Below are 25,747 nucleotides of genomic sequence, written 5' to 3'. Positions count from 1 at the left end.
CTGTGCACCCTTGTTATATATCAATTTCGTAGGGGAATTGTTTATCTGTATATATGATGTACTATAAACCTTAACCACAGATTAAAAACAATTAAAAAGGAGATAAGAAAAACTTTATCGACGAAAATTCTTGGGAGCCAGACCGCATTTAAAGGTAGTTTTTCTTGCGAAATCAGGACGCTCTCCACGGGGCAATTTCAAACTGATTTCTAAAAGAAAAAGGATCGACGAATTTCCTTGGGAGCCAGACCGCTCCCATTTACCCTCCCTGCACCCATCCTTTGCGGTGCGCGTAAATGGCCAGCTGCGTCCGGTCCTCCAGCTCGCATTTCATCAGCAGGTTGCTGACGTGGGTTTTGACGGTTTTGATGCTGATGTGCAGCTCTTCGGCGATCTCTTTGTTGCTTTTGCCTTCGGCGATCAGAAGCAGCACCTCTTTCTCCCGTTCGGTGAGCCCGGAGGAATCTCCCTGGACGGTACGCTGCCGAATGCCGCGGGCCAGCGCCTGCGACACGTCGCCGGTCATGACCGGCATGCCGCGGTTGGCGCCCTGAAGGGCATAGATCAGCTCATCCGCCGACACGGTTTTTAGCACGTAGCTGACGGCGCCGGCCTCCACCGCATCCACGACAAGCTCATCCTCGAGAAAGCTGGTCAAAATGACGATTTTCATGGCGGGGAATTCGGCCAAAACCGCCCGGGTCGTTTCCACGCCGTTCATCATCGGCATCATCAAATCCATCAGGATCAGATCGGGAAACTGCTCGGGCGCGGCGTTTTTCAGCCAATCGACCACCTTGGAGCCGTTGTCCGCTTCGCCCACCACCTCGATGGACGGCTCCAGCATCAAATACGTCTTCAGCCCCATCCGCACCATTTCATGATCGTCGACGATCATCACTTTCAAAACATCCGTCATTGTTCCTCATCCTCTCCCTGTGGTTGTTCCCCGTTCATTCCTTCCACAAATTTAGGTATATGTACGCGAATCGTCGTTCCGGAACCTTGACGGCTGATGATTTCCACTTTTCCGCCCAATTTCTCGGCGCGCTCCTGCATCGTGGACAAACCGTAAGATCCCGTCTTATGCGGCACCTCGTTAAAACCCTGTCCGTCATCGCTAATGCTGAGCACGACCTGTCTTTGCTCTTCGCGCAGCGACATGCTGACCAGACGCGCATGGGCATGTTTTACGATGTTCGCCATCGCCTCTTGGATAATCAAAAACAGCTGATGTTCGATCGCTTCGGATAATTTGCCCTGCAGTTCGACTTCCTTCATCCCTTTGAGCGCGTTTTGGCGGCAGTAATCCGGGAACCATACCTCGAGCGCATCCTCCAGGTTTTTGCCTTCAAGCTCAACCGGGCGGAGCTGGGCGATCAGCGCCCGCATCTGCTTTTGCGCCATCTGGGACATGAAAATCAGCTGATCCATCACCACTTGCCCCTGCTGGGCATTCCGTTCCAACACTTTGGGAAGCGAGGAGGCGGACATATGAATGGCGAACAGCTGCTGGCTGACCGTATCATGCAAGTCACGCGCCATGCGCCGGCGTTCCTCCAAAACGGCCCGTTCGGCTGCTTTTTCCTTTTCCACGACCTCCTGCTCGCCCATCCGCTGCAGCAGCATCATTTTTTTCTCCATCGCGTCCATCAGGTTGTCGAACTCATGGTACAGCCGCGCAAAGGTCGGGTCATCGCACTCCCCGATCCGCACGGATAAATTGCCTTTGGCTACTTGCAGCATGTTGTATTCGAGAACGTCGACCCTCCGCTGGATCCGCTGGCCGGCCACATAGCCGATCATGATCGACAACAGCAGGAAGCCCAGGCTTGTGTAGACCCAAACCCAGGTTCCCTTTACGACCAGATATCCGCTGTCCGCCCCGATCACGAGCACCGCGCTCATCAACAGGCCGGTCAGAATAAAATAAAACAGCAGCACCCACTTCGTATTTTTCATAATATTCCGCATGCGCTTAACCCACTTTGTTCACTTTAATGTCCCCGATAAACGCGCTGACATGAATCCGGATTTTCTTCCGGGCTTCCTTGTAAAACGGGGTTTTCGTCTGTACGCTGCTCATGAATCCGCTGCGCGATTCGTTAAGCACCGACATGTCGCCGATAAACGAGCTGGTGTGGATGGAAATCCCGAGGTCCGTATCGTCGGGCACGTACACCTTGATGTCGCCGATGAACGCCGAAATGTTGATTTTCGTCTCGCCGTAAGGAATATGCGCGTTCGTCAAATCCAGGACCGTATCCCCGATAAATTGCGACAGATTCGTCGGCTTCAATTGGAAGTAATCGCGTCCCAGGTGAATGTCGCCAATAAACGAGGACCGGTTGATTTTCCCGCCGTCGTGGTCATGTCCGTCCCATTCGCCATGGTGGCGGTGATGGTGGCGGTGTTGGTGCCGGGCTTCCTGTCTCATCTCCCGATATTGTTTTTTTTGCTCGCGGTATCTTTTTTTATATTGCTTGTATCGATCCTTCTCATCATCGTCGTCCATGTCGTCCGGATCAAAGTCATCGTCGTCATCAAAGCCCGCATCGGCATGGATCGTTTTGTGCTCGGCCTGCTGCTTCGTGTACGGAATGCCGAACTTTTCCTCGAATTGCTGGTCCAAAGTCGACTTTGCAGTCAAATCCTCCGGTTCGGGCGGGTCGGGCGTAAACGCCGGCGGCTCAACCGTCTGATTCGGCCGGGACGGCGGCTTGCGGTCAGTCGGTTTGAAGATGACGTACAAGCCCGCCAGGATCAGCAGAGACGGGATGATAATTTTAAAGAAGCTGCCCGGGGTCACCCAATCCCAGCCTTCGTTCCTTCCCAGAAAATAAGTTCCGAACAGCAGCAGGATGGCCGCTCCCGCAAAGGCTCTCCGCCCTTTCAGCAATTCCTTGACGCCAAGGACAATGAGTATGACGGGCCAATAATGCTTGAATACGTAACCGAGACTGATATCAATGACGTTCAGCTGGTTCAACAGGAAAATCACGCCGATCCCGATCAGGACGACGCCGCCGAACAGCCGGTCCAACCATCGTTTTTTCATAAGCCGTATCTCCTTTAAACAATCAACTTAGGGGGCTGGATTTCGCTCCAAGCCTCTTCTGCAGCTTTGATCTAAGTGTACAACAGGTTGGCGTAAGAACGATAGCGGCGCGGGAATGAAATCGTCCTCCGTCCCGGGACCGAGGCAAATGGTACAGATTTACAAAAAAATAAAACACCCGCCCTTTCAGGCGGATGTTTATGCTTCGATATGTTCCTTAAGCTTGGTCAGTCGGTTTGAATTCTTCGTCAAACTTCTCGTTTGGCGTTTTGTAGCTGCTGCTGCCTGCGCTGCCTGCGCTGCCAGCACCACCTGTACGAGCTGCGCCAGTCGTTTGCGTCGTAGGCGTGTTCGCAGTGTCTTCGCCAAATTCCGTTTTGAACTTTTCGTTCGGAGTCAAATAGCTGCCTTGTTGTTGCTTTTTCATGGCCGTTTCACCTCCCTGAGCTTGTCGTAAACGGCAAACCTCGGTTGCCGGGGGGTTATTCCCCAGTCAGTAGTATGTGAAATGCCAAGAAAATTATGCGGCAGTCGCTCTAAATGACTTCTTCCAGCAATGAAGCCGGAACCGACTTATAAGTCTGAATCGCTTTGCCCAGCGTATTCAGCATTTTTTCGTTGCACTTGCCGTTGCCGCGTTTGATGACCTGCACCTCGACCTCTTTTTTGCCCCATTCCTTATAAACCTGCTTCGTCGTATCGAAATACAGGTCGATTTTCCGTCCCTTAATGGCGGAGCCGACGTCGGCGACGATCGCGTACCCGTAACCGGGAATGTACAAAATGGTGCCCAGCGGAAACACGCGCGGGTCGGCCGCAATCGTCGAGATCGTGTTTTTGTCCCTCCGCACTTTCACGCCGGAGTAGGTTATGCCGTATTGCGGGTGCGAAGGGCGTTTGCCCGTGGACTCGTAACCGGCGGTATAACCCGTTGCCATGACTTTGACGGTATGGATCACCTGCTCTCTCCTAGGAGCCGTCACCGCAACCGCCCCCTGCTTTTTCGCCGGGACCTTCGTTTCGGGTTTCGTCATTGCAGGCAATGCCTTTGCGGCAAATTTGGGCAACTCGTTCTGGGACTTCGCGGCGAATTGCGAAGCTTTGCTCTTATTGAGATCGACGATCATGAACATTTCCGGGTTCGAAGCATATTTTAACGGTTTCAGATAATAATCGTTTTTTGAAGCAATCATCGAATTGGGGTTGCTGTCCTCGACGTAAGACGGCATCATCGAAAACGACCCCGCATACAAACTCGGCGTTTCCGCGAACAACCCGACCAAAAGCATGCAAAACAAAATCCTCTGCCATGTTTTTACCTTCATCATTGAAAATCCTCCCCCTTTACTTCCGAGGATGTCCAGATGATTTGGCGTTTATACATGAATGTTGAACCTGAGGTTCAAGGCAGAGGATGATGTCGCTCAAAATGGGGAACGCATTTTCAATAGGCGAGAGCAGCCGCTACGGTTACGGATTCTTCCGATCGCTGTTGTCTTCAACATTTCCTTCGGAAAGCTTTTAGACGACCGCAGCATATATCGCTACTTCCGGTTCATTTTCGTTCCTGCCCAATTTCGAGTCATTTGCATTTAAAAAATCTCGCGGTTTGCGATTTGCTCTTTCAGCATCGCCACCGCTTCGGCAAGCGGCTTCGCGCCCTGGTCGCCTTCCCCGCGTTTGCGGATGGAGACGGACCCTGCGTTCATTTCGTTTTCGCCGACGATGAACATGTAAGGGATTTTTTCCAACTGTCCTTCGCGGATTTTGTAGCCCATTTTTTCGTTGCGAAGGTCGGCGTCAACCGTGATGCCGTTCAGCTGGAGCTGTTCGGCGACTTTCTTCGCATAGTCTTCGAAAGCGTTCGATACCGGAATGACTTTGACCTGCACCGGGGACAGCCACAAAGGCAGCGAACCGGCGAAGTTTTCGAGCAGGAAGGCCGTAAAGCGCTCCATCGTGCCCAAAATGCCGCGGTGGATGACGACCGGACGGTGTTTTTGCCCGTCATCGCCGACGTATTCCAGCTCGAAGCGTTCAGGCAGCAGGAAGTCGAGCTGTACGGTCGACAGCGTTTCTTCCTTGCCGAGCGCCGTGCGGATCTGCACGTCCAGCTTCGGTCCGTAGAAGGCCGCTTCCCCTTCCGCTTCGAAGAACGGAATGCCGGTTTCCTCGACGACCTCGCGCAGCATGCGCTGGGACATTTCCCACATTTCGTCGTTCGGGAAATATTTTTCGGTGTCTTCCGGATCGCGGTAAGACAGACGGAAACGGAAGTCCTTGATGCCGAAGTCTTCGTACACCTTCGTGATCAGCTGGATGACGCGCAGGAATTCTTCCTTGATTTGGTCCGGACGGCAGAAAATATGCGAGTCGTTCAGCGTCATGGCACGCACGCGGTGCAGGCCGGTCAGGGCGCCGGACATTTCGTAGCGGTGCTGCATGCCCAGTTCGGCGATACGGATCGGCAAGTCGCGGTAGCTGTGCATTTGGCTCTTGTAAACCATCATGTGGTGAGGGCAGTTCATCGGACGAAGGACAAGCTCCTCGTTATCAAGCTCCATTTTCGGGAACATGTCCTCCTGGTAATGCTCCCAGTGGCCGGATGTTTTGTACAGCTCGACGTTGCCGAGCACCGGCGTGTAAACGTGCTGGTAGCCCAGGCTTTCTTCCAAATCCACGATGTAACGTTCCAGCGTGCGGCGGAGTTTGGCGCCGCGAGGCAGCCACATCGGCAGGCCTTGTCCCACGAGCTGGGAGAAGGTGAAGATGCCGAGCTCCTTGCCGAGCTTGCGGTGGTCGCGTTTTTTCGCTTCTTCCAGCATGTGCAGATGCTCGTCCAGCTGGGCTTTTTTCGCGAATGCCGTGCCGTAAATCCGCTGCAGCATTTTGTTTTTGCTGTCTCCGCGCCAGTATGCGCCGGCCACGTTCATCAGCTTGAACACTTTGATTTTGCCCGTCGAAGGCAGATGCGGACCGCGGCAAAGGTCAAAAAACTCGCCCTGCTCGTAAATGGAGATGACGCTGTCTTCAGGCAGCGCATTGATCAGTTCCAGCTTGTAAGGGTCGCCGAGCTCGCCGAACATGTCCAGCGCTTCCTGGCGGCTGACCTCCTTGCGTACGATCGGCAGGTTTTCGCCGACGATGCGTTCCATTTCCTTTTCGATTTTTTGCAAATCCTCAGGGTTGAGCGGATGCTCAAGATCCATATCGTAATAAAATCCGCCTTCGATGACCGGTCCGACGCCAAGTTTTACCTCTTTGGCGCCAAACAGGCGTTTCGTCGCCTGAGCCATCAAGTGGGCCGTGCTGTGACGCATCACTTCCAGGCCTTCCGGCGAATCAAGCGTCACGATTTCGATTGTCGCGCCCTCTTTGAGCGGGGTGGACAAATCCACGACAATCCCGTCCATTTTGCCGGCTGCCGCGTTTTTCTTCAGACCGCTGCTGATCGATGCGGCCACATCCTCGATCGTGCTTCCTTCCGCGTATTCCCGGACCGAACCGTCCGGCAGTTTGATACTTACTGACACCTTTCATTCCTCCTTCAAAATTCAACCAAAAGCATACAAAAAAACACCCATCCCTAAAAACATAGGGACGAGTGTCTGTACCCGTGGTTCCACCCAATTTTGATAACGCCCCAAAATCCGAATTTCCTAATGCGGAGCCGAAGCATTATCCTTCGTCAGCATCTGATAACGGAATGACCCGGCGGCCCATTACTTGCTTGCCCGAAAGGGAAAACGTTCCTGGCCGCAGCTACAAAGGGGTAGACGCATAAGCCGGATGCGTGAGGAATTTTCAGCCGCCGGTTCCTCTCTCTGCAACGCCCGTTTCTTAGGTCCATGTCTTTGTCGAAGCTTTTATCGAATTATGTGTGTTATTATAAGTCCCAAGCTTTTGACAGTCAAGTCAGATCTTCCCCGTCTCGCGGAAATACCCGTGGCAATCGGGGCAATATCTGCATATTTCCACCCGGTCTTCGAATATTTGCGTCAAGGTCCGGATCACCGCCATATGCGGCTCCCGGGTATGAATGACGATTTTGGCCGGGGACACGGAAATCAGCGTCGTCACAACCGCGTCTTCCATCTGCAGGTCCTTCTGATCCAGCCGCTCCACGACGACGCCTTCGTCATAGCGGTAATCCAGCGGCTTCAAATTTTCATCCAAAAGCAGCACGTCCTGGCCGCCTTTATGGATCAGATGAACCAACGGGACCTGCGGCTGCTGGAAGTACACGAAATATTTCAGCATGCCTACGAACTCCTCGTACTGACGGTCCATAATAAATTCGTCCACCGCGTATTCCACGATTTCCTTCAGTTCCTTCATGTAGCTATGAGCGCGAAAGGTCAGGAACCCGTCCACGTGCAGCAGCGGCCTTTCGCTCAGGCATTGTTGGATGCCCTGCTCCAGCATCGCGCAGCGGCGGTTCCACGATGCGCCGAACTCGGGATTTTTCTCCAGGATCATGCGGCAGTGTTTTAGGATTTGCTCATGCTCTTCCGGTTCGGGAAAGTCGAACTCCTCGTTCAATATTTTTTCCGCCAGCTCCCGCTCTTTCTCCTGCAAAATATACTCGGCAAGCGCTTTGGCCGCGGTCCCGTAAATCTGCTGCAGCACGTTGCCTTTGATAAAACGCGGATCGTCCTCGCGGCAGCGCCAGAAGGTCATCCCCTCATGGACCGAACAGCTGATGCTGAGCGTTTTGTACTTTTTATGTAAAGCCTGGTTCGCTTTCGTAATGATGCTGATGTAGCGCTCCTCTTCCTGCGGATCGGAGGTTCGGGCTGCAATGCTGAACAGTTCCATGGAGTTCACTCCTTTCAAAATCCTTCTTACAAAGTATATGTCTCTGCGGGGGGGATATACGGGAGGGATCGATGGAAAACAGGCTAACATTTCTCAGGCTGAACCCGACTTGCATCCGCTGGAAAAACCGGGCGGAATTCGAGTTTCCGGCTGCCAAATTCCGGGTGTTTCCGAAGCCAAAAAGGCTCCCTCCCCTGTCTGTCCGACAAAGGAAGAAGCCTCCTTGTTTCAATCGTTTTCGGACGTTTTTACAAACGTCCCGCCGCCTTCACTTTCACGAGCAATGCATTGCCCGGCATATACGCGAGCGGAATGTCCTCCGAAAGCACAATTTGCACCGTCGCCCGGTCGGCTCCGGCAAGCACCGCCTGCTCGATGGCATGGTTTTTGGCATCCGTCATCGCTTCGTCGTAGGTCATTTCATCGAGCGAGTAAATGCGTTCCGTCTCCCCGCTCACCTCGCCGAGCGCCGCGCCGATCGCGTTCGCCGCATCGTAATGGTCCGGTCTGACGATCCGGGCGACGCCTTGGAGCTTGTCCGGGACAAGGATGCTTCCACCCCCGACGAGAATGACGTCCACGTCCTCCGCGCTCGTTTTCATGCGGTCGATCGCGTCTTCGATGTCGCGCGTGATGATCTCATCCGCTTGGCGGCAAACCGAAGCGTCGAGCCCCTCTGTCCGCGCGCCGTCCCACTCGTAACGGCCTAGCTTCACGGCCACGTCGGTTGCCGTCAGCGTATCGCCGCCAAAAATGCGGCCGCGTTTCAAAAGCTCGTACCCGACGCTGTCCGGTCCGACCGTGACGGTTTCGCCCGGGCCGCCGGCCCGTACGATCGTACCGCCGCCGATGCCGATCGACAAAATGTCCGGCATGCGGAAGTTCGTGCGCACGCCGCCGATTTCGACCGCGGCCGACGATTGCCGCGGGAAACCTTGGGCCAGCACGCCGATATCCGTCGTCGTGCCGCCGATGTCGACGACAAGCGCGTTGCTCAGCCCGGACAGGTGCGCCGCGCCGCGGATCGAGTTCGTCGGCCCGCAGGCAATCGTCAGGATCGGGTAACGGAGCGCGTATTCGCTGCGCATGAGCGTGCCGTCGTTTTGGCAAATATACACGCCGGCGTCGATCCCGAAGCTTTGCAGCGCCTGCTCGAAGCCGCGCACGACGCCCGCGATCACGTTCAGCAGCGCCCCGTTCAGCAGCGACGCGTTTTCGCGTTCCAAAATGCCGATGCTGCCGATTTCATGCGAAAGCGTCACCGGCATGCCTTCGCCGAGGATCTCTTTCGCAAGCTCCGCGACCCGCTTCTCCTGCGACGCGTTGACCGGAGAAAATACGCCGCAGACGGCGACGGCTTCCACTTCGCCTTTCATTCGGGCCAGGTAATCCTTGATTTCGGCTTCGTCGAGTTCGACGATCGTGCGCCCGTCATATTCGTACCCGCCCCGTGCAACATAGGCATGCGGGCCCACCGCCGCCTTCAGCGTCTCGTCCCAATCCGCCAGCGGAGGCACGGACGTCGTTGCCGGCGCCCCGATCCGGATCAGGCCGACTTTGCCCAGATGCTTCCGCTCGACGATGGCGTTGGTGCAATGGGTCGTACCCAGCATGGCGTACTGCACCCGGGCCGGATTCACGCCGCTTTCCGCAAGCAGGCGGCGGATCGACTCGACGATGCCTTCGTTGACGTCGCGCGTCGTGTGAACCTTGACCGTATGAATCGTGTCGAGCTTCGAATCGAGCAGCGCGGCGTCCGTATTCGTCCCGCCGACGTCGATCCCGATGCGGTATTTTTCTTCCTTGTTCATCATCGTCCAAGGCATTACAGATTCCCTCCTTTTCCGGTTGCCAGCTCTTCGATCGGAACATAGGGGGTATCGTAGCCAAAGTATTTCGGCCCGACCGTCTCAAGCCCCTTCAGCGTCCGCCATCTCCGGTCGCAAGGGAAGCCGACCGCCGTCACCCTCGCGCCGTATTTCAGGTTTTCGGTCGTGATCGGCATTCCGGTGTCCTGATCAAGCAGCGAAATCAGATCCGGCGTCACGGCCAAGGACCGTCCGTCCTCCGTCGCCAGAAGGAATTCGTTCTGGAAGAAGAGGCGCATCGTGCGTCCCTTTTCGGCATCGGTGCCTTCAAACACCGCTTCGCCCCGCGTAAAACCGCCTTCGGTCCGGCGCCGGATGTCCACGGCTTTGCCGTTGAACAAGGCGTAACCGTGAAGCTGCTTCAGCAAAGCTTCGATCGGGTTTTGCTTTTGCTCTTTGGATTCAAACAGCGTTTTCCCGATTTCATAGGCCAGCGTCAGCGTGTGCGGCACGGCGCTTTTTTTGACCTGCGCCCCCGACACGGGATAATCGCAGATCGAAGCCGAACCGCCCATCTGGATCGTCAGCGCGCGCGCCATCCGTTCCTCCCAAACGCCGTCGATCGCATGCATAAGCACGCCGTTGCCCCGTTCATCCGCCATCGTGATCGGGCTGCAGTCGATGCCGTCGAGGTAAAACGTCACCATCTGCGATTCCGGGAAAGCGCGCCCCATCGCATCGGCATCCAGAATCGGAATGCCTCGTTCCGCTGCCGCGATGACAGGCACCAGCGAATTGCCGCCTCCGACCTCGATCGGCATAACGGCGCTCACTTTGCGGCCAAGCTCCTTTTCGATCAAATCCAAAGGCCGCGTCATCTGCTCGATGGAAGGAATTTTTTCGTTCATGACGGTCGGCGCCCCAATCATCGAAAGCGGGACAACGAGACTATCGTCCTCCAGTTCTTCGGGTCTAACCAATCGAACCGGGCCGTATTTGCGGATGGCTTCCAACGCCATCAATTTCCCGATATGGGGATCCCCGCCCCCGCCCGTGCCAAGCACCGCCGCGCCGACGGCGATGTATTGCACGGCCTGTTCGTCCAATGCCGTCAATGTATTCTGATCCGTATTGTTGTTAGCCATGATGTTATCCTTTCTGTTCTTCTTTTTTGCTCAGCAGTTTTCCGACGATCCACTGGACGATAAATGCGAATATGAAGGCGTCCAGCGCCGGAACGCGTGTCAGCTGGAACAACCCGAAGCCGTCCGGCGCCGGTGTCGTCATGTATGCAAACAGCGTTGCAACCACCCAGACGATCAACGAACGGATGATCCAGTTTTTGTTGCGGTCAATGCCTTCGAACGTAAACTTCGCACGGTTCACAAGCAGATACTCCGCGGTATACAGGCCGCCGATCGGCGACACGAAGCTCGTAATGACGTTCAGGAAAGACAAAAACTTGTCATAGATGCCGAACACCGCAAGCAGCGTGGCCAGAATGCCGGCGATGATGGTGATCAGCTTTTTCGGCACCCGCTGAAAGACGACGGAAAAGCCGAGGGAAGCGGAATACAAATTGTTCGTATTCGTCGTCCACTGCGCCAGCGTCAATACGATAATGGCAGGAAGGCCCAGCCCCAGCGCAATGAAAATATTCGTCAAATCGTCCGTGTCCATCAGCCGGGACAAAAAGATCGCAATGATCGTCATAAAGCTGTTCCCGACGAAAAAGCCGATAAAAGCCGCGGTTACCGCATGCATCGGCGTACGGGCCCAGCGCCCGATGTCCGGCGAAAGCACGGTGCCGACGATAAAAATCCCGATGACGAGCGAAATCGCGGTTCCCATCGGAATCGGCGAGGCGCTGATCGGCTCCCAGATGGCCGCGGTGCCTTTCGTTTTAAACGCGGTAAACACGGCAATCCCGATAAAAATAACGAGCAGCGGCACCGACCATACGCTTAATCTTTCGATGGAGCGGTAACCCCAAATCGCGGTCGACATCATCAGCAACCCGCCAATAAAAGAAAGCAATCCCAAAGGCAGGTCCACCCCCACAAGCTTATCGAAGGCCGTATGCATGTTCGAAGCAAAAAAACCGACCTGGACGCCAAACCAGCCGAGCGAAAAAATCCCCAGCACGATCGACACGATCCGCGCCCCGACGTTGCCGAACAAAAACCGGCTGATCATCGCCGTGGACAATCCCGTCTTCGCCCCGACAAAAGCGCACAAAGCGCCGATCAAGCCGAGAATGACGGAACCGATCACCGTCGCCGTCAGCGAATCGGACAGATTCATGCCATTGCCGAGCTCGGCTCCCAAAAACATGGCCGACAAGTCGATGCCGATCGCGATCCAAACCAGCGACATGGACAACCATTTTTTGCGCATATGCGCGGGAACGGGCTCCCTTTCAAAATCCTGCGCGCTTGCTTCATTGCTTTTCACTTGACTCGCTTCACTCAATGTACCCATCCCCTTGTCGTGTAAATTCTGGTTGAGGTTTGTCCATCGCCTACGAGCGCACGCCGTTCCAAAACGTTTCAAAGACATGGTTCAGCTTGCGTTCATAAACTTCCTTGGAGGAGTAATAGAAATATTGAATGCTTAATCCGTCCATCACGTTCAAAAAAGAATCTACCAGCGGCTGCACCTTCTGCTCGCGAATGACGCCCTCTTCCATTCCCCGAACCATCCATGCGCCGACGAGCTTCGTCAGCAATTGGTCCGAATGGAGAAAAGCCTCCTCGATCGTATCTTTCAGAAACGAAGGCGGGAACACCATGTACCGCAGCACGATTTTGCTTGCCTCGGGACACTCCCGGTAAAATTCGTATTGCCTGCTTAAAATCCCGTACAAGCTTTCCCGGACGCCTAACTTCTCCCGCCCTTCGGCCAACTCCTGAACGTACGAATTGTATGCATCCATCGCCTCGCGAAAGACCGTCATGAACAAATCTTCCTTATTCTCGTAAAAGGCGTAAATCGCCGGCGTTTTCACGCCGACTTCCTTGGCGATTTCGGATAGTGCCGTGCCGTCGTACCCTTTCTCCCCGAATAAACGCATCGCGGCTTCCTTCAACTTATTTCTGGTCATGGATTACCTCAGCTCCGATTTAATTAACGTTAATTAAGTAAACTATACGAAAAGACGCATAAAAATACAATACTTTTTTTCGCAAAATTCGACATTCCCTCGTTCCCCTAAAAATAAAAAAATCCCGCTTCGCATTCGAAGCAGGATTCGTATAAGGATTTTTTTCCATTTTTACAATATCTTCATTAATAGTATGGATTAGTTCTGCATGACAAAATCGCGTTCGATTTCGGTTCCTTCCTCAAACACGCGCAAAATGTCGTAACGGGTGTTCCGCTGCGCAGGAATTTTCCCCGCCTCGCGGATCAGCTGAAGGATCGAAGCGATATTCACTTTATGCACCGCGCCCGCCGAGGAAACGACGTTTTCCTCCATCATCGTGCTGCCGAAGTCGTTGCAGCCGTAGCTGAGCGACAATTTGCCCACTTCCGGGCCCATCGTGACCCAAGAGGATTGCAGATTCGGCACGTTGTCGAGCACCAGGCGGCCGATCGCCACCGTTTTCAGGTAGGCTTCAGGGGTTTCGCGCTCCCGCTTCAGGCTCGTATTGTCCGGCTGGAACGTAAACGGAATGAACGCAAGGAACCCTTTCGAATCATAGCCGTTCGCGATGCATTCGTCCTGCGCGTCGCGGATGCGCAGCATGTGCAGCGCCCGCTCTTCCATCGATTCGCCGAAGCCGATGACCATCGTGGCGGTCGTGTTCATGCCGATTTTGTGGGCCATCTGCATGACGTCCATCCAGTCGCGCCAGGTGCCTTTATGGCGGCTGATTTTTTTGCGGATGCGGTCATCCAAAATTTCGGCTCCGCCGCCCGGCAGGGAATCGAGTCCGGCAGCTTTCAGCTCGCGCATGACCTCTTCGAGGGAAAGACCCGACACCTCCACCATTTTGCGGATTTCCGCCGGGGAAAACGAGTGCATCGTAATGTTCGGGAACCGCTGCTTTATGCCGCGGAGCAAATCCGTATAGTAGCTGAACGGCAAGTCCGGGTTCGTGCCGCCCTGCATCAGAATTTCGGTTCCGCCCACATCCTCGGTTTCCTTAATCTTTTGGAAGATGACTTCGTCCGGAAGGAGATAACCTTCCTTATGTCCCGGGACGCGGTAAAAGGCGCAAAACGTGCAGTATGTATCGCACACGTTGGTGTAGTTGACGTTCCGCCCAATCACAAACGTTGTGATCGGTTCCGGATGCTGTCTCTTCATCATGATATCGGCGGCGTGGCCGATTTTTTCGACTTCGTTGCTTTCAAACAGGGTAACGCTGTCCTCCAGGTTCAACCGTTCCCCGCGCAGCGCTTTGTCCAGGATCTGATCTACTGTGCTCATCTCCGGAAGCCTCCTTATCATATGGCAAAATATATATACGTTTAGCAGACTTATATCATTAAACCGTCTTCATCATCTTAACATACTTTTGGTTTGAGAAAAACTTCACTTTCTTGGATGACAGGTCGCATGTGAGGCAAAAACCGTGATTTTCAAGGATTTGGCATCGCCACCGTCACAAAATGGTCACGGAATGGACATAAATTATCCCTGGCTCGCGATGAATCCGGCGATTTCGCTCACGGCAAACGGCAAAAAGAAAAACGCCGCGTCAAGCGGCGCTTTCCTTCCTTGTTAAGATCCTTGCAAAGCCTGATCCAAATCGGCGATCAAATCGTCGATATCCTCCAGGCCGACGGAGAAGCGCAGCAACCCGTCCGCAATCCCCCGCTCGTGCCGGACTTCGGCCGGCATGGCGGCATGGGACATCATGGCCGGATAGGACAAGATGCTTTCCACCGCTCCCAGGCTGACGGCGACAAGCGGAATGCGGACTTTGTTCAGCACCTGCTTGGCGCGTTCGCCCGAACCTACGTCGAACGAAACGACGGCTCCGTAACCCGTGGATTGCTTTTCATGAATTTCCCGCCCCGGATGATCGAGCAGTCCCGGATAATATACCTTCTCGATGTCCGGACGCCCGTTCAGCCATGCGGCCAACACGGCCGCGCTTTGCTCGCTGTGGTTCATCCGCGCCTGCAACGTTTTCATCCCGCGCATCAGCAGCCAGGAATCCTGCACGCCAAGCACCGTTCCGAGCCCGTTTTGCAGCTGCTTCAGCTGCCGGCCGATGGAAGGGGTGCGGGCAACGGCGAGACCGGCCAGCACGTCGCTGTGCCCGCCCAGAAATTTCGTCGCGCTGTGCAGCACGATATCGACGCCATGTTCGATCGGACGCTGGTAATACGGCGTCATGAACGTGTTGTCAAGCATCGTGAGCAGGTCATGTTCTTTCGCCCAGGACGTGACGGCCGCAATGTCGGTAATTTTCAGCGTCGGGTTCGACGGCGTTTCCATATATACCGCTTTGGTGTTCGGTTTTAATGCCGCCTTCACCTGATCCAGGTCGGTCATGTCCACAAACGTGCTTTCGATGCCGAGCCGGTTCAAAATGCTGGTCAGCAATCGGTATGTACCGCCGTACACGTCTTCGGTCACGATCATATGGTCGCCTGCGGACAGCATCATGAAGGTGCTGGAAATGGCAGCCATTCCGGAGGAATAGGCAAAACCTCTTACGCCGCCTTCCAAAAGCGCAATATAATCTTCCAGCGCCTGGCGCGTCGGATTGCCCGAACGGCTGTAGTCGTGAACCGGAGGGTTAAACACATCCTCGTGGTGAAAGGTCGATGCCTGGTAGATCGGTACGCTGGACGCCCCGGTATTGCGATCGATTTCCGAGCCGAAATGAAGAAGTTTGGTCGCGAACTTCCGCGATTCTTGGCCGTTTTGCTCTTTGCCGTGCTGCTCACTCATGGCGTTTTCCCCCTTCGACTTCCTCAATGGCTGCGTTCAACGCGCCGCCGAGATCGGCGATCAAATCGTCGATATGCTCGATGCCGACGGAGAAGCGAAGCAGCCTGTCATCCACGCCGACCGCCTTCCGGATTTCTTCCGGGATGTCCGCATGGGTTTGCACGGCCGGATAGGTCATCAGCGACTCCACGCCGCCCAAGCTTTCGGCAAAAGCGATCAGCCGGATGTGGCGGAGAACCGGCTCCACGTAGCGGGCATCCTTGACCTTGAAGGAGAAAATGCCCGTGTTCCCGCTGGATTGTTTCTTTTGTATGTCATGTCCCGGATGCTCGGGGAACGCCGGATGGAACACTTCGGCCACGGCCGGATGCGTCTTTAGAAACTCGGCAACGGCGATCGCGTTGCTCTCGTGCCGCTCCATCCGGAGCGCCAGCGTCTTCATGCCCCTCATCAACTGGTACGAATCGCTTGCTCCAAGTACCGCTCCGATCGAGTTGTGCAGGAAAAACATTTCTTCCGACAGCTCTTTTCCTTTCGTGATGATCAGGCCGGCGAGCACGTCGTTATGTCCGCCCAAATATTTGGTCGCGCTGTGAATGACGATGTCTGCGCCAAGTTCGATCGGGCGCTGAAAAAACGGCGTCAGCAGCGTATTGTCCACGATGGTCAGCAGTTCATGGCGTTTCGCCCAAGCAGCCACCTTCTCGATGTCCGTAATCATCATCAGCGGATTGGACGGCGTTTCGATGAAGACCGCCTTCGTTTCCGGGCGTCTCGATTTTTCGAGCTCATCCAGATCATTCGTATCGATGTACGACGCGCTGACGCCGAATTTCGAAAGGATCCGCTCCAGCAGCCGGTATGTTCCGCCGTACAAATCAAGCGATACGATCAAATGATCGCCCTGCTTGAACAGGGAAAAAATCGTTTGCAGAGCAGCCATGCCCGAGCTACACGCAAAAGCGGCGTCTCCGGACTCCAGTTCAGCGGCTGCTTCCTCCAGAACTTTGCGCGTCGGGCTTTTCGTCCGTGCGTAATCGAATCCCGTGCTTTGGCCGAGCTTCGGATGGCGAAACGCCGTGGCCTGGTAAATCGGAAAGTTTACGGCTCCCGTGACCGGATCCTCCTGCGAACCGATTTGCGCCAATCGGCTTTCGATGTTTAATGCTTTTCTTTTCTCCATGTCGGTTTCCCCCATAATCTCCTCAAGTATACAGCCTAGATCTGCGGCCAAACTTCGGCGACCTCGCCGATGTCGTAGGGCGTTTCTTGATATACATAGTAATTCAGCCAATTAGAGAATAATAAGTTTGCATGGGCGCGCCAGATCGCCGGCGGGGTTTGGCTCGGGTCGTCATTCGGGTAATAATGCTTCGGAATGTCCATCTCCATGCCCTTGGCGATATCCCGTTCGTACTCCCACTTCAAGGAATAGGCGTCGTATTCGGAATGACCCGTGACGAAAATCTGTCTGCCGTCTTTCGTTGCCACCAAATAGATGCCCGCTTCCTCGGATTCGGACAAAATTTCGAGTTCGTCGATGCCTTCGATGTCTTCACGGCGGACCTCCGTATGGCGGGAATGCGGTACATAAAACACTTCGTCGAAACCGCGAAGAAGCTTTACGTTTTGCCGGTTGACCGTATGCGGGAACACGCCGAAGCATTTTTTGGCCAAATCCCACTTCGGCACCCCGAAATGATGATACAGGCCGGCCTGCGAGGCCCAACAGATATGCAGCGTCGAGGTGACGTTCGTTTTGGACCAATCCATGATTTCCTCGAGCTCATCCCAATAGAACACGTCTTCGAAATCCAAACGTTCCACCGGCGCGCCGGTAATGATCATCCCGTCGAAACGGCGGTGGCGCACTTCGTCGAACGTCTTGTAAAATGCCTCCAAGTGTTCCACGGACGTATTTTTCGACGTGTGCGACTGCGGATGCAGCAGCGTAATTTCCACCTGCAGCGGGGAGTTGCCCAGCAGGCGGAGCAGCTGCGTTTCCGTCGTCTCTTTGGTCGGCATGATGTTCAGGATGGCGATGCGAAGCGGCCGAATGTCCTGATGGTACGCTCTGCTCTCATCCATGACGAAAATATTTTCTCCGTTTAGAATTTCTTTGGCCGGCAGGGCATCCGGAATTTTAATCGGCATGATTCAACACTCCTTTTCGAAGGTGGCGAAAATCATACGGGGGAGCAAGGTGCATATAAAACAAAAATGACCTTCCTGCATAGAGAAAGGTCATGTTCGTTATATTTTACGCCTCTCTCATCTGTCAGAAACCGCTGCGCAAAGCAGCTTCACGTTCCTGCAAGAATTAGCACCGTGCGCATTCGCGCCGGTTGCCGGGTTTCATTGGGCTAGTCCCTCCACCTGCTCTTGATAAGATTTCGCTGTATTCAGTTTTATTTGATCTTGTTCCTTACTTTAAATCATAATCCCATCCTTCGTCAAGAAGCTTTCGGGCAAATGCCGCAAGAGGAGCCCACACGTTTTTCCAGCCTTTGTCATACGCTGTAACAGGACGGCGCCAGGCGCGATTTTTTTCTTGAAAGGTCCATGGCCCGGCGTTATACTAGACAAGTGTTTGAACCTAAAACAAGAGGTGACATGAGATGGAAGGCGACCCGAGCCCGAAGCTGAATGCAAATGAACACAACCGCATAGAACTGAAATCGGCTTGCCGGCGCAGGGAAGTTTTCGCTTTTGTCTACCGCGGATTCCTCTTTTAATTCCCCGAAAAAAACGACCGGCAACGCTGATTTCTTTCCTATGCCCTAAACAAGCGTTTCCTGAACATGCGCCGCATGTCGGGATAAAGGAGTGAGATCAGATGAAAATCCGGTTGGTAAACGAGGGCGTTTTCAGCCCGATCGATGACATCCAAACCACGCTGACTGCCCCGCCTGCAGGATTCTATTGGATCGATGCGGACGTGGAAGATCTGGCGCTTTTGCAGCCTTTATTTTCCCTTCACGATCTGGCGGTGGAAGACTGCTTGAGCGAAGAGGAACAGCGCCCCAAACTCGAAATTTACGAAAACCATTATTTTATCGTCGTGAATTCCATCCGTTTCGATGACGAGGAAATTTTCCTGCGTGCGCTGAACGTCTTTTTGGGCCGCCATTTTATTATCACGGTGACCAAACAAAAAATTCACGAGCTGCGTTCCCTGAAGCCGATTTTATGGGAGCAGGAAGTCAGCACCCCCGACCGCTTTTTGTATTTGCTGATCGACCTTGTCGTTGACAACTACTTCACCGTAGGCGACCGGATCGAAGCCAAAATCGAAAAGCTGGAAGAAGATATCCTGATGCACACGAAAAAATCGCACCTGAACGAAATCATCGGTTTGCGAAGCGAAATCCTGTGGCTGAAAAAGGTGCTGGGACCGCAAAAAGAACTGATCAATACGCTCAATAAACGGGATCTTCGGTTGATCGACGATCAGCTGCAAAAATATTTTAGCGATATTTATGAAAATGCCGTCAAAATTTCTGAAACCTTCGATACGTTCCGCGATCTGATGGGCAACCTTCGCGAAGCCTACCAGTCCAGCATCGCCAACCGCGCGAATGAAATCATGCGCGTGTTTACCGCCATCACGACCATATTCATGCCGCTCACGGTCATTACCGGAATCTATGGCATGAACTTCGACAACATGCCCGAAACGCATACGGCTTACGGATATTTTGTCGTAATCGGAATCATGGCCGTGCTCGCCGTCAGCATGCTGCTGATTTTCCGCAAGAAGGACTGGATCTGAAAGACGGTCGATTTAGAATAAGGACGAAGATTGGCTTAAGCTGCATTCCACGTGCACGTAAAGCATCTTCGTCCTTTTTGCGTCTTAAGCGGCATGGATAAGAAGCAGTGATCCGTATTCATTCGCGGTACGGCCCGTCATCCCGGCATTGTCCCCGCGCTCCGTGCCCCACGCGTCTTCTTCCGTTTATCGCCGCACCTAACGCCCGGAGCCCGCGACCTGCAGGTTATCCCGCATGCCGGCGGCTGCCCGTTTCCTTCCGGAACCGGATCCGGATCAAACGCAGGCGTTCATACCGGAGCTCCATCAGCGGTCCCGCCGCTGCTTCCTGACCGTATACGCGGTGCATGACCGGCTTCAGCAGCGTGTCCCCCAGCTCCTCGAAAGCCTTCCACACCTCTTCCTGCTCCGCTTCCGGCATTTCCTGCAGTTCCCCGGCGATCAGGCTTTCGGCGTCGTAACCTTCTTTCTCCAGCTGTTCCAGCGCTTCCACCAGCTCCCGTCTCGTCAAGCCGGTTTCCTGCTCCATTGCCTCAAGCCTTTTGCCGTTTTGGATGCCTTGGAGCAGCATTTGCTTGGTCCGGTATCGATCGAGATCCTGCTTATATTTCTGCTCCTTCTGCTTGTATACCCAAGCCTCGTAGGTCGCCTCGTCCAGCTCGTCCTGCACCCAATCCAGCGGGAAGCCGTGGCTGCGTTTACGCCCTGCTGTTATTTCCAGCAGCTCCGCGCCGTATTCCGCCGCCTTGTTGTCCCCGACGCCGGGCAGCTGCAGCAGCTCGTCCAAGGTCATCGGCACGAACGTGCCGATCAGCCGCAGCAGCCGGTTCGTTGCGATAAAATAAGGTGCCTTTCGCTCGGCCGCCGCTTTTTTGCGCCGCCAGGCGCACAGCTCGTTGTAAAGCTCCTCGTCGTAGTTCAGCTCGCTGTAGCAATACAGCTTTTGCGCGTTTTGGCTTTTTCCTTTTTGCTCCTCTTCGTCGTGAAAGATGCCGTCAATGACCGGACGGAAACCCTCGCCCAATTTCACGGCCAGACCGTGGCGGTATATATGGAGCATCTCATTCCATGAACCGCCTTCATACCAGGTCTGTTCCGATACGCTGCCGCCCCCTTCCACATCCCTCCAGCCAAGCTTCCAGACGCCTTCCCCCTCATCGATCCATACTTCGGCCCATTTTCCCCCTTGTTTGCTTTCCTTCACCATTCGGTTCATGAATACGGTCTGCATCTTACTACCTCCCTTTAGAATCAGCACAACAAAAAAAGCACCCCCCTTGAAGTTCAAGAGAGGTGCTTCCCCGTTATTATGCTGTTATTCCAAATGATACCACATCATCGAAAATGGTCAATCCTTTTTGAAAAAACGGCCGCCTTGGTGCATCAAAGGCGCATGCCTGTCGGATTCCTGCAATGGCTTACTTATAATAAGACGTGGTCAGAGGAACGAACAAGGCTCCTTTGTTCTCCAGATCCGCATAAATGAACAGTTCGTTGACGCCGGAGATGTCGACGACGATCGTTTTCAAGCCGTCTTTTACGGCAAGCTTTTCGGTTTTCAGCTTGACGTCCTTCTCACTGTCTTGAATGAAAAAGTTGTCGATGTCTTCGCCCACGGCAGCCACCTGCAGGTACAACTTCTGGTATTTTCCTTTCGGGAACAGCATGAAGCTGCTGCTGCGTTTGCTGCCGGCATTATCGAAATACGCTTCCTTGTAATCCTTGCCCTGATATGTCGTTTGCGCCGGGTCCTTCGTATAATACATGCTTTCGAACCCTTTTGCGATCGATACGCCTTCCGACTTCTCCCCGAGCTCCACCGTGTGCGTTTCCGGGTTATACGATACGGCGATTCCCATCACGTCCCCGACGGCCCGAACCGGAAGATACGTCGTTCCGTTGTATGTAATCGGCAGCACCGCGTTTCCTTTCTCGTCCCGAGGCTGGACGGGCGTTCCGTTGTATTTGAGCTGGATGCCGCTGTTCAAATACGCCTTGACCTCCTGAAGTTTGGCTCCGGCATAAACGCCTGAAGCCGCTGTTAGCAGCATTGCGGCCGCAGCCGTCGTCAGGATCCATTTCTTTTTCAAACTCTCCACTCCTTGCCATAAAATGAATTTCACAATCAATATATATGAACTATAGAGCTTTGCATTTCTTCTAACAAGCGCCTTTTTGACTAAAAAAAATTGCAGCAGTAGATCAAATGGATGGCATAAACGCGAAAAAGGAGGCTTTACAGCCTCCTGCCTGAATCTGTTTCAATGAAGCTCGTCCCTTAGACGATGAGGATTAAACCGCAGCCAGCGCCTTTTTGGCCAGAGCGAGCGCGCCGCATAATCCGGCGTTGTCTCCGAGCTGCGGAGGAACGATATAGTCCGCGATTTGCTCGTTGATGGCCGGAAGCTGCACATAACCGTTCAGCAGCTGTTGCAGCTTCGCGTGAATCAGCGGGAACAGCTGAAGCTGTTTCATGACGCCGCCGCCCATGACGATTTTTTGCGGAGACAAAATCAGGATATAGTTCATCAACGCTTGCGCAAGATAATAGGCTTCCATGTCCCAAGCCGGATGATCCGGCGTCAATTCCGCACCCGGAACGCCCCAGCGTTTCGACAGCGAAGGCCCGGCGGCTACGCCTTCCAGGCAGTCGCCATGGTAAGGGCAGAACCCTTCGAATTTGTCCTCCGGATGGCGGCGGACCAAAATATGTCCCATTTCCGGATGCGACAGACCATGCACCAGTTCGCCGCCGACAACCGCGCCGGCGCCGACTCCGGTGCCAACCGTAATGTACAGGCAGCTGTCATAGCCTTTGGCCGCGCCCCACGTATATTCGCCCAGCGCCGCACCGTTCACGTCCGTATCGAATTCGATCGGAACCTGGAAATGCGAGCCCAGATGGCCGACGATATCGAAGTTGCTCCAATGCGGTTTAGGGGTCGTCGTAATGCGTCCGTATGTAGGACTTCCTTTGACGGGATCGATCGGTCCGAACGAACCTACCCCGAGCGCTTCCACGCCTTTATTTTGAAAGAAAGAAACCACCTGTGCCATCGTTTCTTCGGGCGTCGTCGTCGGAAAACTGATCCGCTCCAGCACGGTTCCGTCTTCCTTCCCGATACCGCATACAAATTTCGTACCTCCGGCTTCAATCGCTCCCAGAATACTCATCGTTGCAATCCCTCCTGCACCATTCTCTTGTCTGTTTGCCCGTCTGCGGCATCAAATAGCGAATCCTATCCAATAACCACGGGCATTATAGCCCAGTTGTTCCATGAAAGTCAATGCGCAAGCGCACGGAAAAGGGGACGCCGGGCGTGATTGCCGGCATCCCCGTGTGTGGCAAACTTCTCGTTTTGTTTTAGACGACCCCGAGCAGATGGCACAAACTCTTCATCTCAAGCTCTTCGAATTTATCGACCACCGCCTGCTCGTCGAGCGACAGCTGGCAGGTCTCCAGCGCGCACGCCACAGGGGCTGCGCAATGGATTTCCGCCAGGCGGCGCGAAAGATGCAGCATCTCGAGATCGGCTTCGATTTTGGCGCGGATGCTCTTCGATACCTGATCCAGATTGTCGAGCAGCCCCTCGATGGAACCGTACTCCTGAATCAGCTTATGCGCCGTCTTTTCGCCGATGCCGCGAACGCCTGGATAGTTGTCGCTGGCATCGCCCATCAGCGCCTTGACGTCGATGATTTGGCGCGGATGAAGCTGCCGTTCCTCGTACAACGTCTCCGGCGTGTACACCTTATAGTTGCCGTGGCCTTTTTTCATGATGATGACGGTCGTGCGTTCGCTTACCAGCTGCAGCAGGTCATGGTCGCCGGACAAAACCATCACGTCCATGTCCTGGCTGAACTTCGCGGCCAGCGTGCCGATGCAATCGTCGGCCTCATACCCTTCGGCGCCGATATTGGGGACGCCCATGCTGTCCATCACGTCCCGAATCAGTGAAAACTGGGGCACCAGATCCTCCGGCGCCTCCGGCCGGTTTCCTTTATAAGCCGAAAAATGCTCCCCGCGGAACGTCTTGCCCCCAAGATCCCAGCAGCAAACGACGTGGGTCGGATCAAAATTTTGCACCGCATCCCAAAAATACCGGATAAACCCGTAAATCGCATTCGTCGGAATCCCCGATTTCGTCCGGCGGATATATCCGCTGGTTGCGGTAGCGTAATAAGCTCTAAACAACAATGCCATCCCGTCCACCAACATAACGGATGGTCGTTTTTCATTCGTGATCAATCTTCGTTTCTCCCCTTGTCTGCCTCATCCCTGTTTCAAGGGCGGGCAATGCTGCCTCTAGTATAACACAACTAGGGGGAGCTTTTGGGCGGTTTCCTGTTATCCCCAGGCGGATTCGTATTGATCCTCTTTAAAGCCGACCGTTACTTTGCGGCCGTCGGTCACGATCGGACGTTTGATCAGCATGCCGTTCGAAGACAAAAGCTCGATCTGCTCCTTTTCGGACATGTCTGCCAGCTTGTCTTTGAGGCCCATTTCTTTGTACGCTTCGCCGCTCGTGTTAAAAAACTTTTTGAGCGGCAGGCCGCTTAAGCCGATCAGTTTCTCCAGCGTTTCGGGCGCCGGAGGTTCTTCCTTGATATGGTGAAGCTCCAGCTCATGGCCATGGGACTGGAGCCATTTGATTGCGTTGCGGCAGGTGCCGCATTTCGAATATTGGTAAACCTGCAGTTTGCTCATCTGTCATTCCACTCTCTTTGTCGGTATTTGATGCTTGCTTCAGGCCCTTCGGCACTACAGCCCTTCCTCCAGCCGCTCCCGCAATTCCCGCATATCCGCGGGCAGCGGCGCCTGAAAGGTCATTTGCCTGTGCGTCACCGGATGCTCGAAGGAGAGTTCATAGGCGTGGAGCGCCTGGCGCGGGATCGCCCGGTCCAATTGAACGATGTTCCGCGCAGCCGCCGGCATAGGAGGGTCATTCGTTTCAATAACGGAATCGGCACCCGCTGACAAGTCCGCGGCTTCGATCCCGATTTCTTTATAAACGTCATGCCGATACAACTTGTCCCCGATCAAGGGACAGCCGATGCTCGTCATATGGACGCGGATTTGATGCGTTCTCCCCGTTTCCAGCTTCAGCCGGACAAGCGACCCGTTATTCCAGCTTTCCAGCACCCGGTATTTGGTCAGCGACGGATAACCGTTAGGCGTGACGATCCGGCGGTGCGGCTCTTCGGGGTCCCTGTCGATCGGCCCGTCAATTTCGCCCTCCGGCGGGGCCGGGGTCCCATGCACCAATGCGAGGTACGTTTTGTCCACGCGGTTTCCGATCATTTGCTCGGATATATGCTGGTGCACGTATGGATTTTTGGCGATCGCAAGCACGCCGGTCGTCTCCTGGTCGAGGCGGTGTACGGCGCGGAAACGGAACGACTCGCCTTTTTGGCGCCAGTAGTCCACGACCCCGTTCGCAAGCGTGCCCGTATAATGCCCGTGCGTCGGGTGCACGATCATGCCCGCTTCTTTATTGACGACCAGCAGATGCTCGTCTTCGTAGAGGATTTCAAAAGGGATCGGCTGCGGCAAAATGTCGTCGGAGATTTCCTGCTCCATGCGGATCGCCACCACATCCCCGGCCTGGACGGGAACGCTGGTGTACACTCGGCGGCCGTTTAACGTAATTCCCTGTTCCGTCAGCTTCAGCCGGGACTGCAGCTTGCGCGAAACATGCATGCGCCGCAGCAGGATGGCCTTGAGCAGCCAGCCATCCTCCGCTTCGGGCACGATATAAGTGATGGGCGGATAATAAGCTGTCATTTTTTGTTGCCGAACACCTTTTTGCTGCGGACGTATTCGATGTCCGGGACGCCGCTGCGGACGTTGGCCGTGCGGGCCGCGACGAAGAAATAATCCGACAGCCGGTTCAAGTACCGGCGGACTTCCGGATTGATCTCCTTCTGTTGGCCGAGCGTGACGACTCTCCGTTCCGCACGGCGGCATACGGTTCTGCACACATGCAGCGTCGCCGCCAGCTGCGTTCCCCCAGGCAAAATAAACCGCTCCAGCTCGGGGGTCTCCTCCAGGTATCGATCGATCCACTGCTCCAGCCGCTCCACCATGTCGGCACGCACTTTATATTTGCTTTCGCTCAGCTTGACGAACGCCAGGTCCGACCCGCAGTCGAACAACTCATGCATGATTTCGATCAGGTTGTCCCGCAAATCGGCAAAAACCTCGCCCTCCATCAGGCTTGCGGCCTGGCCGACGAAACAGTTCAGCTCGTCGATCGTTCCGTAGGTTTCCACCTGCAGATCATCCTTCGAAACGCGTCCGCCGATGACGGATGTCTGGCCTTCGTCGCCGGTCCGTGTATAAATTCTCATTCGTTCGTTCCTCCCTTAAGCTCAAAAGC

At 54.5% G+C, this 25,747-nt stretch carries 23 protein-coding genes and 1 riboswitch; of the genes, 1 reads left to right on the top strand and 22 read right to left on the bottom strand.

Going from position 1 to position 25,747, the window contains the following annotated elements; all coding sequences use genetic code 11:
* Nucleotides 1-259 precede the first annotated feature (259 nt).
* The 15 genes from AC27KL_RS09690 to metA all read right to left on the bottom strand — a co-directional run bounded on the left by AC27KL_RS09690 (nucleotide 260) and on the right by metA (nucleotide 17,749).
* Nucleotides 260-919, bottom strand: coding sequence for a response regulator (locus AC27KL_RS09690; RefSeq protein ID WP_487169547.1), 660 nt, complete (start codon nucleotides 917-919; stop codon nucleotides 260-262).
* Nucleotides 916-1,974 carry a sensor histidine kinase gene (locus AC27KL_RS09685; RefSeq protein ID WP_445164703.1) on the bottom strand — a complete coding sequence of 353 codons (1,059 nt, stop codon included), beginning with the start codon at nucleotides 1,972-1,974 and terminating at the stop codon, nucleotides 916-918. Before AC27KL_RS09685 ends, AC27KL_RS09690 begins: the two co-directional genes overlap by 4 nt.
* Before the next feature lie 4 nt (nucleotides 1,975-1,978).
* Nucleotides 1,979-3,058 carry a cell wall-active antibiotics response protein LiaF gene (gene liaF, locus AC27KL_RS09680; RefSeq protein WP_487169546.1) on the bottom strand — a complete coding sequence of 360 codons (1,080 nt, stop codon included), beginning with the start codon at nucleotides 3,056-3,058 and terminating at the stop codon, nucleotides 1,979-1,981.
* Nucleotides 3,059-3,275: 217 nt separating this feature from the next.
* On the bottom strand, nucleotides 3,276-3,485 hold the full coding sequence (locus AC27KL_RS09675; protein WP_487169545.1) for a hypothetical protein: 210 nt from the start codon (nucleotides 3,483-3,485) through the stop codon (nucleotides 3,276-3,278).
* Nucleotides 3,486-3,594: 109 nt separating this feature from the next.
* On the bottom strand, nucleotides 3,595-4,191 hold the full coding sequence (locus tag AC27KL_RS09670; protein WP_281422508.1) for a 3D domain-containing protein: 597 nt from the start codon (nucleotides 4,189-4,191) through the stop codon (nucleotides 3,595-3,597).
* A 459-nt stretch (nucleotides 4,192-4,650) separates the two neighbouring features.
* Entirely contained in the window at nucleotides 4,651-6,591 is a 1,941-nt protein-coding gene (thrS, locus tag AC27KL_RS09665; RefSeq protein WP_487169544.1) for a threonine--tRNA ligase, read from the bottom strand.
* Between the two features lie 382 nt (nucleotides 6,592-6,973).
* Nucleotides 6,974-7,876 carry a putative sporulation protein YtxC gene (locus tag AC27KL_RS09660; protein ID WP_339321909.1) on the bottom strand — a complete coding sequence of 301 codons (903 nt, stop codon included), beginning with the start codon at nucleotides 7,874-7,876 and terminating at the stop codon, nucleotides 6,974-6,976.
* Nucleotides 7,877-8,124: 248 nt separating this feature from the next.
* Complete coding sequence (locus AC27KL_RS09655; protein ID WP_487169543.1) at nucleotides 8,125-9,702, bottom strand: ROK family protein; 1,578 nt, start codon at nucleotides 9,700-9,702, stop codon at nucleotides 8,125-8,127.
* Nucleotides 9,702-10,829: an S-methyl thiohydantoin desulfurase family protein gene (locus tag AC27KL_RS09650; protein ID WP_487169542.1), complete on the bottom strand. Its 1,128-nt coding sequence runs from the start codon at nucleotides 10,827-10,829 to the stop codon at nucleotides 9,702-9,704. The genes AC27KL_RS09655 and AC27KL_RS09650 overlap by 1 nt, the downstream gene beginning before the upstream one ends.
* A 4-nt stretch (nucleotides 10,830-10,833) precedes the next feature.
* Nucleotides 10,834-12,156 (bottom strand): cytosine permease, encoded by a 1,323-nt coding sequence (locus AC27KL_RS09645; protein WP_487169541.1) that lies wholly within the window; start codon nucleotides 12,154-12,156, stop codon nucleotides 10,834-10,836.
* Between the two features lie 49 nt (nucleotides 12,157-12,205).
* On the bottom strand, nucleotides 12,206-12,787 hold the full coding sequence (locus AC27KL_RS09640; protein WP_339321913.1) for a TetR/AcrR family transcriptional regulator: 582 nt from the start codon (nucleotides 12,785-12,787) through the stop codon (nucleotides 12,206-12,208).
* A 198-nt stretch (nucleotides 12,788-12,985) separates the two neighbouring features.
* The gene (mqnC, locus tag AC27KL_RS09635) at nucleotides 12,986-14,119 is read right to left on the bottom strand and encodes a cyclic dehypoxanthinyl futalosine synthase (protein WP_339321914.1); all 1,134 of its coding nucleotides are present in this window, start codon (nucleotides 14,117-14,119) and stop codon (nucleotides 12,986-12,988) included.
* 294 nt (nucleotides 14,120-14,413) lie between these two features.
* On the bottom strand, nucleotides 14,414-15,595 hold the full coding sequence (locus tag AC27KL_RS09630; RefSeq protein ID WP_487169540.1) for an aminotransferase class I/II-fold pyridoxal phosphate-dependent enzyme: 1,182 nt from the start codon (nucleotides 15,593-15,595) through the stop codon (nucleotides 14,414-14,416).
* Nucleotides 15,588-16,778 carry an aminotransferase class I/II-fold pyridoxal phosphate-dependent enzyme gene (locus tag AC27KL_RS09625; protein WP_487169539.1) on the bottom strand — a complete coding sequence of 397 codons (1,191 nt, stop codon included), beginning with the start codon at nucleotides 16,776-16,778 and terminating at the stop codon, nucleotides 15,588-15,590. The genes AC27KL_RS09630 and AC27KL_RS09625 overlap by 8 nt, the downstream gene beginning before the upstream one ends.
* Before the next feature lie 35 nt (nucleotides 16,779-16,813).
* Nucleotides 16,814-17,749 carry a homoserine O-acetyltransferase MetA gene (gene metA / locus AC27KL_RS09620; protein WP_036715519.1) on the bottom strand — a complete coding sequence of 312 codons (936 nt, stop codon included), beginning with the start codon at nucleotides 17,747-17,749 and terminating at the stop codon, nucleotides 16,814-16,816.
* Between the two features lie 114 nt (nucleotides 17,750-17,863).
* Nucleotides 17,864-17,987: riboswitch (SAM riboswitch) on the bottom strand.
* A 444-nt stretch (nucleotides 17,988-18,431) separates the two neighbouring features.
* Here metA and corA point away from each other — a divergent pair.
* Nucleotides 18,432-19,367, top strand: a complete 936-nt coding sequence (corA, locus tag AC27KL_RS09615; RefSeq protein ID WP_036715518.1) for a magnesium/cobalt transporter CorA — start codon at nucleotides 18,432-18,434, stop codon at nucleotides 19,365-19,367.
* A gap of 226 nt (nucleotides 19,368-19,593) precedes the next feature.
* On the opposite strand, the gene AC27KL_RS09610 is transcribed toward corA, so the two are convergent.
* From AC27KL_RS09610 to AC27KL_RS09580, 7 genes are all read right to left on the bottom strand, one after another.
* Nucleotides 19,594-20,598 (bottom strand): HRDC domain-containing protein, encoded by a 1,005-nt coding sequence (locus AC27KL_RS09610; protein ID WP_487169538.1) that lies wholly within the window; start codon nucleotides 20,596-20,598, stop codon nucleotides 19,594-19,596.
* A 187-nt stretch (nucleotides 20,599-20,785) separates the two neighbouring features.
* Nucleotides 20,786-21,466: a stalk domain-containing protein gene (locus AC27KL_RS09605; protein WP_487169537.1), complete on the bottom strand. Its 681-nt coding sequence runs from the start codon at nucleotides 21,464-21,466 to the stop codon at nucleotides 20,786-20,788.
* Between the two features lie 193 nt (nucleotides 21,467-21,659).
* Nucleotides 21,660-22,541 (bottom strand): ROK family protein, encoded by an 882-nt coding sequence (locus AC27KL_RS09600; RefSeq protein WP_487169536.1) that lies wholly within the window; start codon nucleotides 22,539-22,541, stop codon nucleotides 21,660-21,662.
* Between the two features lie 190 nt (nucleotides 22,542-22,731).
* Nucleotides 22,732-23,586: a 5'-3' exonuclease gene (locus AC27KL_RS09595; protein ID WP_339325215.1), complete on the bottom strand. Its 855-nt coding sequence runs from the start codon at nucleotides 23,584-23,586 to the stop codon at nucleotides 22,732-22,734.
* 129 nt (nucleotides 23,587-23,715) lie between these two features.
* Nucleotides 23,716-24,075, bottom strand: a complete 360-nt coding sequence (locus tag AC27KL_RS09590) for an arsenate reductase family protein (protein ID WP_487169535.1) — start codon at nucleotides 24,073-24,075, stop codon at nucleotides 23,716-23,718.
* A 54-nt stretch (nucleotides 24,076-24,129) separates the two neighbouring features.
* On the bottom strand, nucleotides 24,130-25,152 hold the full coding sequence (locus AC27KL_RS09585; protein ID WP_487169534.1) for an RluA family pseudouridine synthase: 1,023 nt from the start codon (nucleotides 25,150-25,152) through the stop codon (nucleotides 24,130-24,132).
* The gene (locus tag AC27KL_RS09580) at nucleotides 25,149-25,718 is read right to left on the bottom strand and encodes a cob(I)yrinic acid a,c-diamide adenosyltransferase (protein WP_339321921.1); all 570 of its coding nucleotides are present in this window, start codon (nucleotides 25,716-25,718) and stop codon (nucleotides 25,149-25,151) included. The genes AC27KL_RS09585 and AC27KL_RS09580 overlap by 4 nt, the downstream gene beginning before the upstream one ends.
* Nucleotides 25,719-25,747: the final 29 nt, after the last annotated feature.

The sequence above is a fragment of the Paenibacillus sp. YAE3 genome (genome assembly GCF_057546105.1).
This window is presented reverse-complemented; position numbering and strand designations above follow the sequence as displayed.

Bases quoted from the DNA above. Each gene is read 5' to 3' on its own strand.
- AC27KL_RS09690 (WP_487169547.1), bottom strand. From the start codon at position 919: ATGACGGATGTTTTGAAAGTGATGATCGTCGACGATCATGAAATGGTG.
- AC27KL_RS09685 (WP_445164703.1), bottom strand. From the start codon at position 1,974: ATGCGGAATATTATGAAAAATACGAAGTGGGTGCTGCTGTTTTATTTT.
- liaF (WP_487169546.1), bottom strand. From the start codon at position 3,058: ATGAAAAAACGATGGTTGGACCGGCTGTTCGGCGGCGTCGTCCTGATC.
- AC27KL_RS09675 (WP_487169545.1), bottom strand. From the start codon at position 3,485: ATGAAAAAGCAACAACAAGGCAGCTATTTGACTCCGAACGAAAAGTTC.
- AC27KL_RS09670 (WP_281422508.1), bottom strand. From the start codon at position 4,191: ATGTTCATGATCGTCGATCTCAATAAGAGCAAAGCTTCGCAATTCGCC.
- AC27KL_RS09660 (WP_339321909.1), bottom strand. From the start codon at position 7,876: ATGGAACTGTTCAGCATTGCAGCCCGAACCTCCGATCCGCAGGAAGAG.
- AC27KL_RS09655 (WP_487169543.1), bottom strand. From the start codon at position 9,702: ATGCCTTGGACGATGATGAACAAGGAAGAAAAATACCGCATCGGGATC.
- AC27KL_RS09650 (WP_487169542.1), bottom strand. From the start codon at position 10,829: ATGGCTAACAACAATACGGATCAGAATACATTGACGGCATTGGACGAA.
- AC27KL_RS09640 (WP_339321913.1), bottom strand. From the start codon at position 12,787: ATGACCAGAAATAAGTTGAAGGAAGCCGCGATGCGTTTATTCGGGGAG.
- mqnC (WP_339321914.1), bottom strand. From the start codon at position 14,119: ATGAGCACAGTAGATCAGATCCTGGACAAAGCGCTGCGCGGGGAACGG.
- AC27KL_RS09630 (WP_487169540.1), bottom strand. From the start codon at position 15,595: ATGAGTGAGCAGCACGGCAAAGAGCAAAACGGCCAAGAATCGCGGAAG.
- AC27KL_RS09625 (WP_487169539.1), bottom strand. From the start codon at position 16,778: ATGGAGAAAAGAAAAGCATTAAACATCGAAAGCCGATTGGCGCAAATC.
- metA (WP_036715519.1), bottom strand. From the start codon at position 17,749: ATGCCGATTAAAATTCCGGATGCCCTGCCGGCCAAAGAAATTCTAAAC.
- corA (WP_036715518.1), top strand. From the start codon at position 18,432: ATGAAAATCCGGTTGGTAAACGAGGGCGTTTTCAGCCCGATCGATGAC.
- AC27KL_RS09610 (WP_487169538.1), bottom strand. From the start codon at position 20,598: ATGCAGACCGTATTCATGAACCGAATGGTGAAGGAAAGCAAACAAGGG.
- AC27KL_RS09600 (WP_487169536.1), bottom strand. From the start codon at position 22,541: ATGAGTATTCTGGGAGCGATTGAAGCCGGAGGTACGAAATTTGTATGC.
- AC27KL_RS09595 (WP_339325215.1), bottom strand. From the start codon at position 23,586: ATGTTGGTGGACGGGATGGCATTGTTGTTTAGAGCTTATTACGCTACC.
- AC27KL_RS09590 (WP_487169535.1), bottom strand. From the start codon at position 24,075: ATGAGCAAACTGCAGGTTTACCAATATTCGAAATGCGGCACCTGCCGC.
- AC27KL_RS09585 (WP_487169534.1), bottom strand. From the start codon at position 25,152: ATGACAGCTTATTATCCGCCCATCACTTATATCGTGCCCGAAGCGGAG.
- AC27KL_RS09580 (WP_339321921.1), bottom strand. From the start codon at position 25,718: ATGAGAATTTATACACGGACCGGCGACGAAGGCCAGACATCCGTCATC.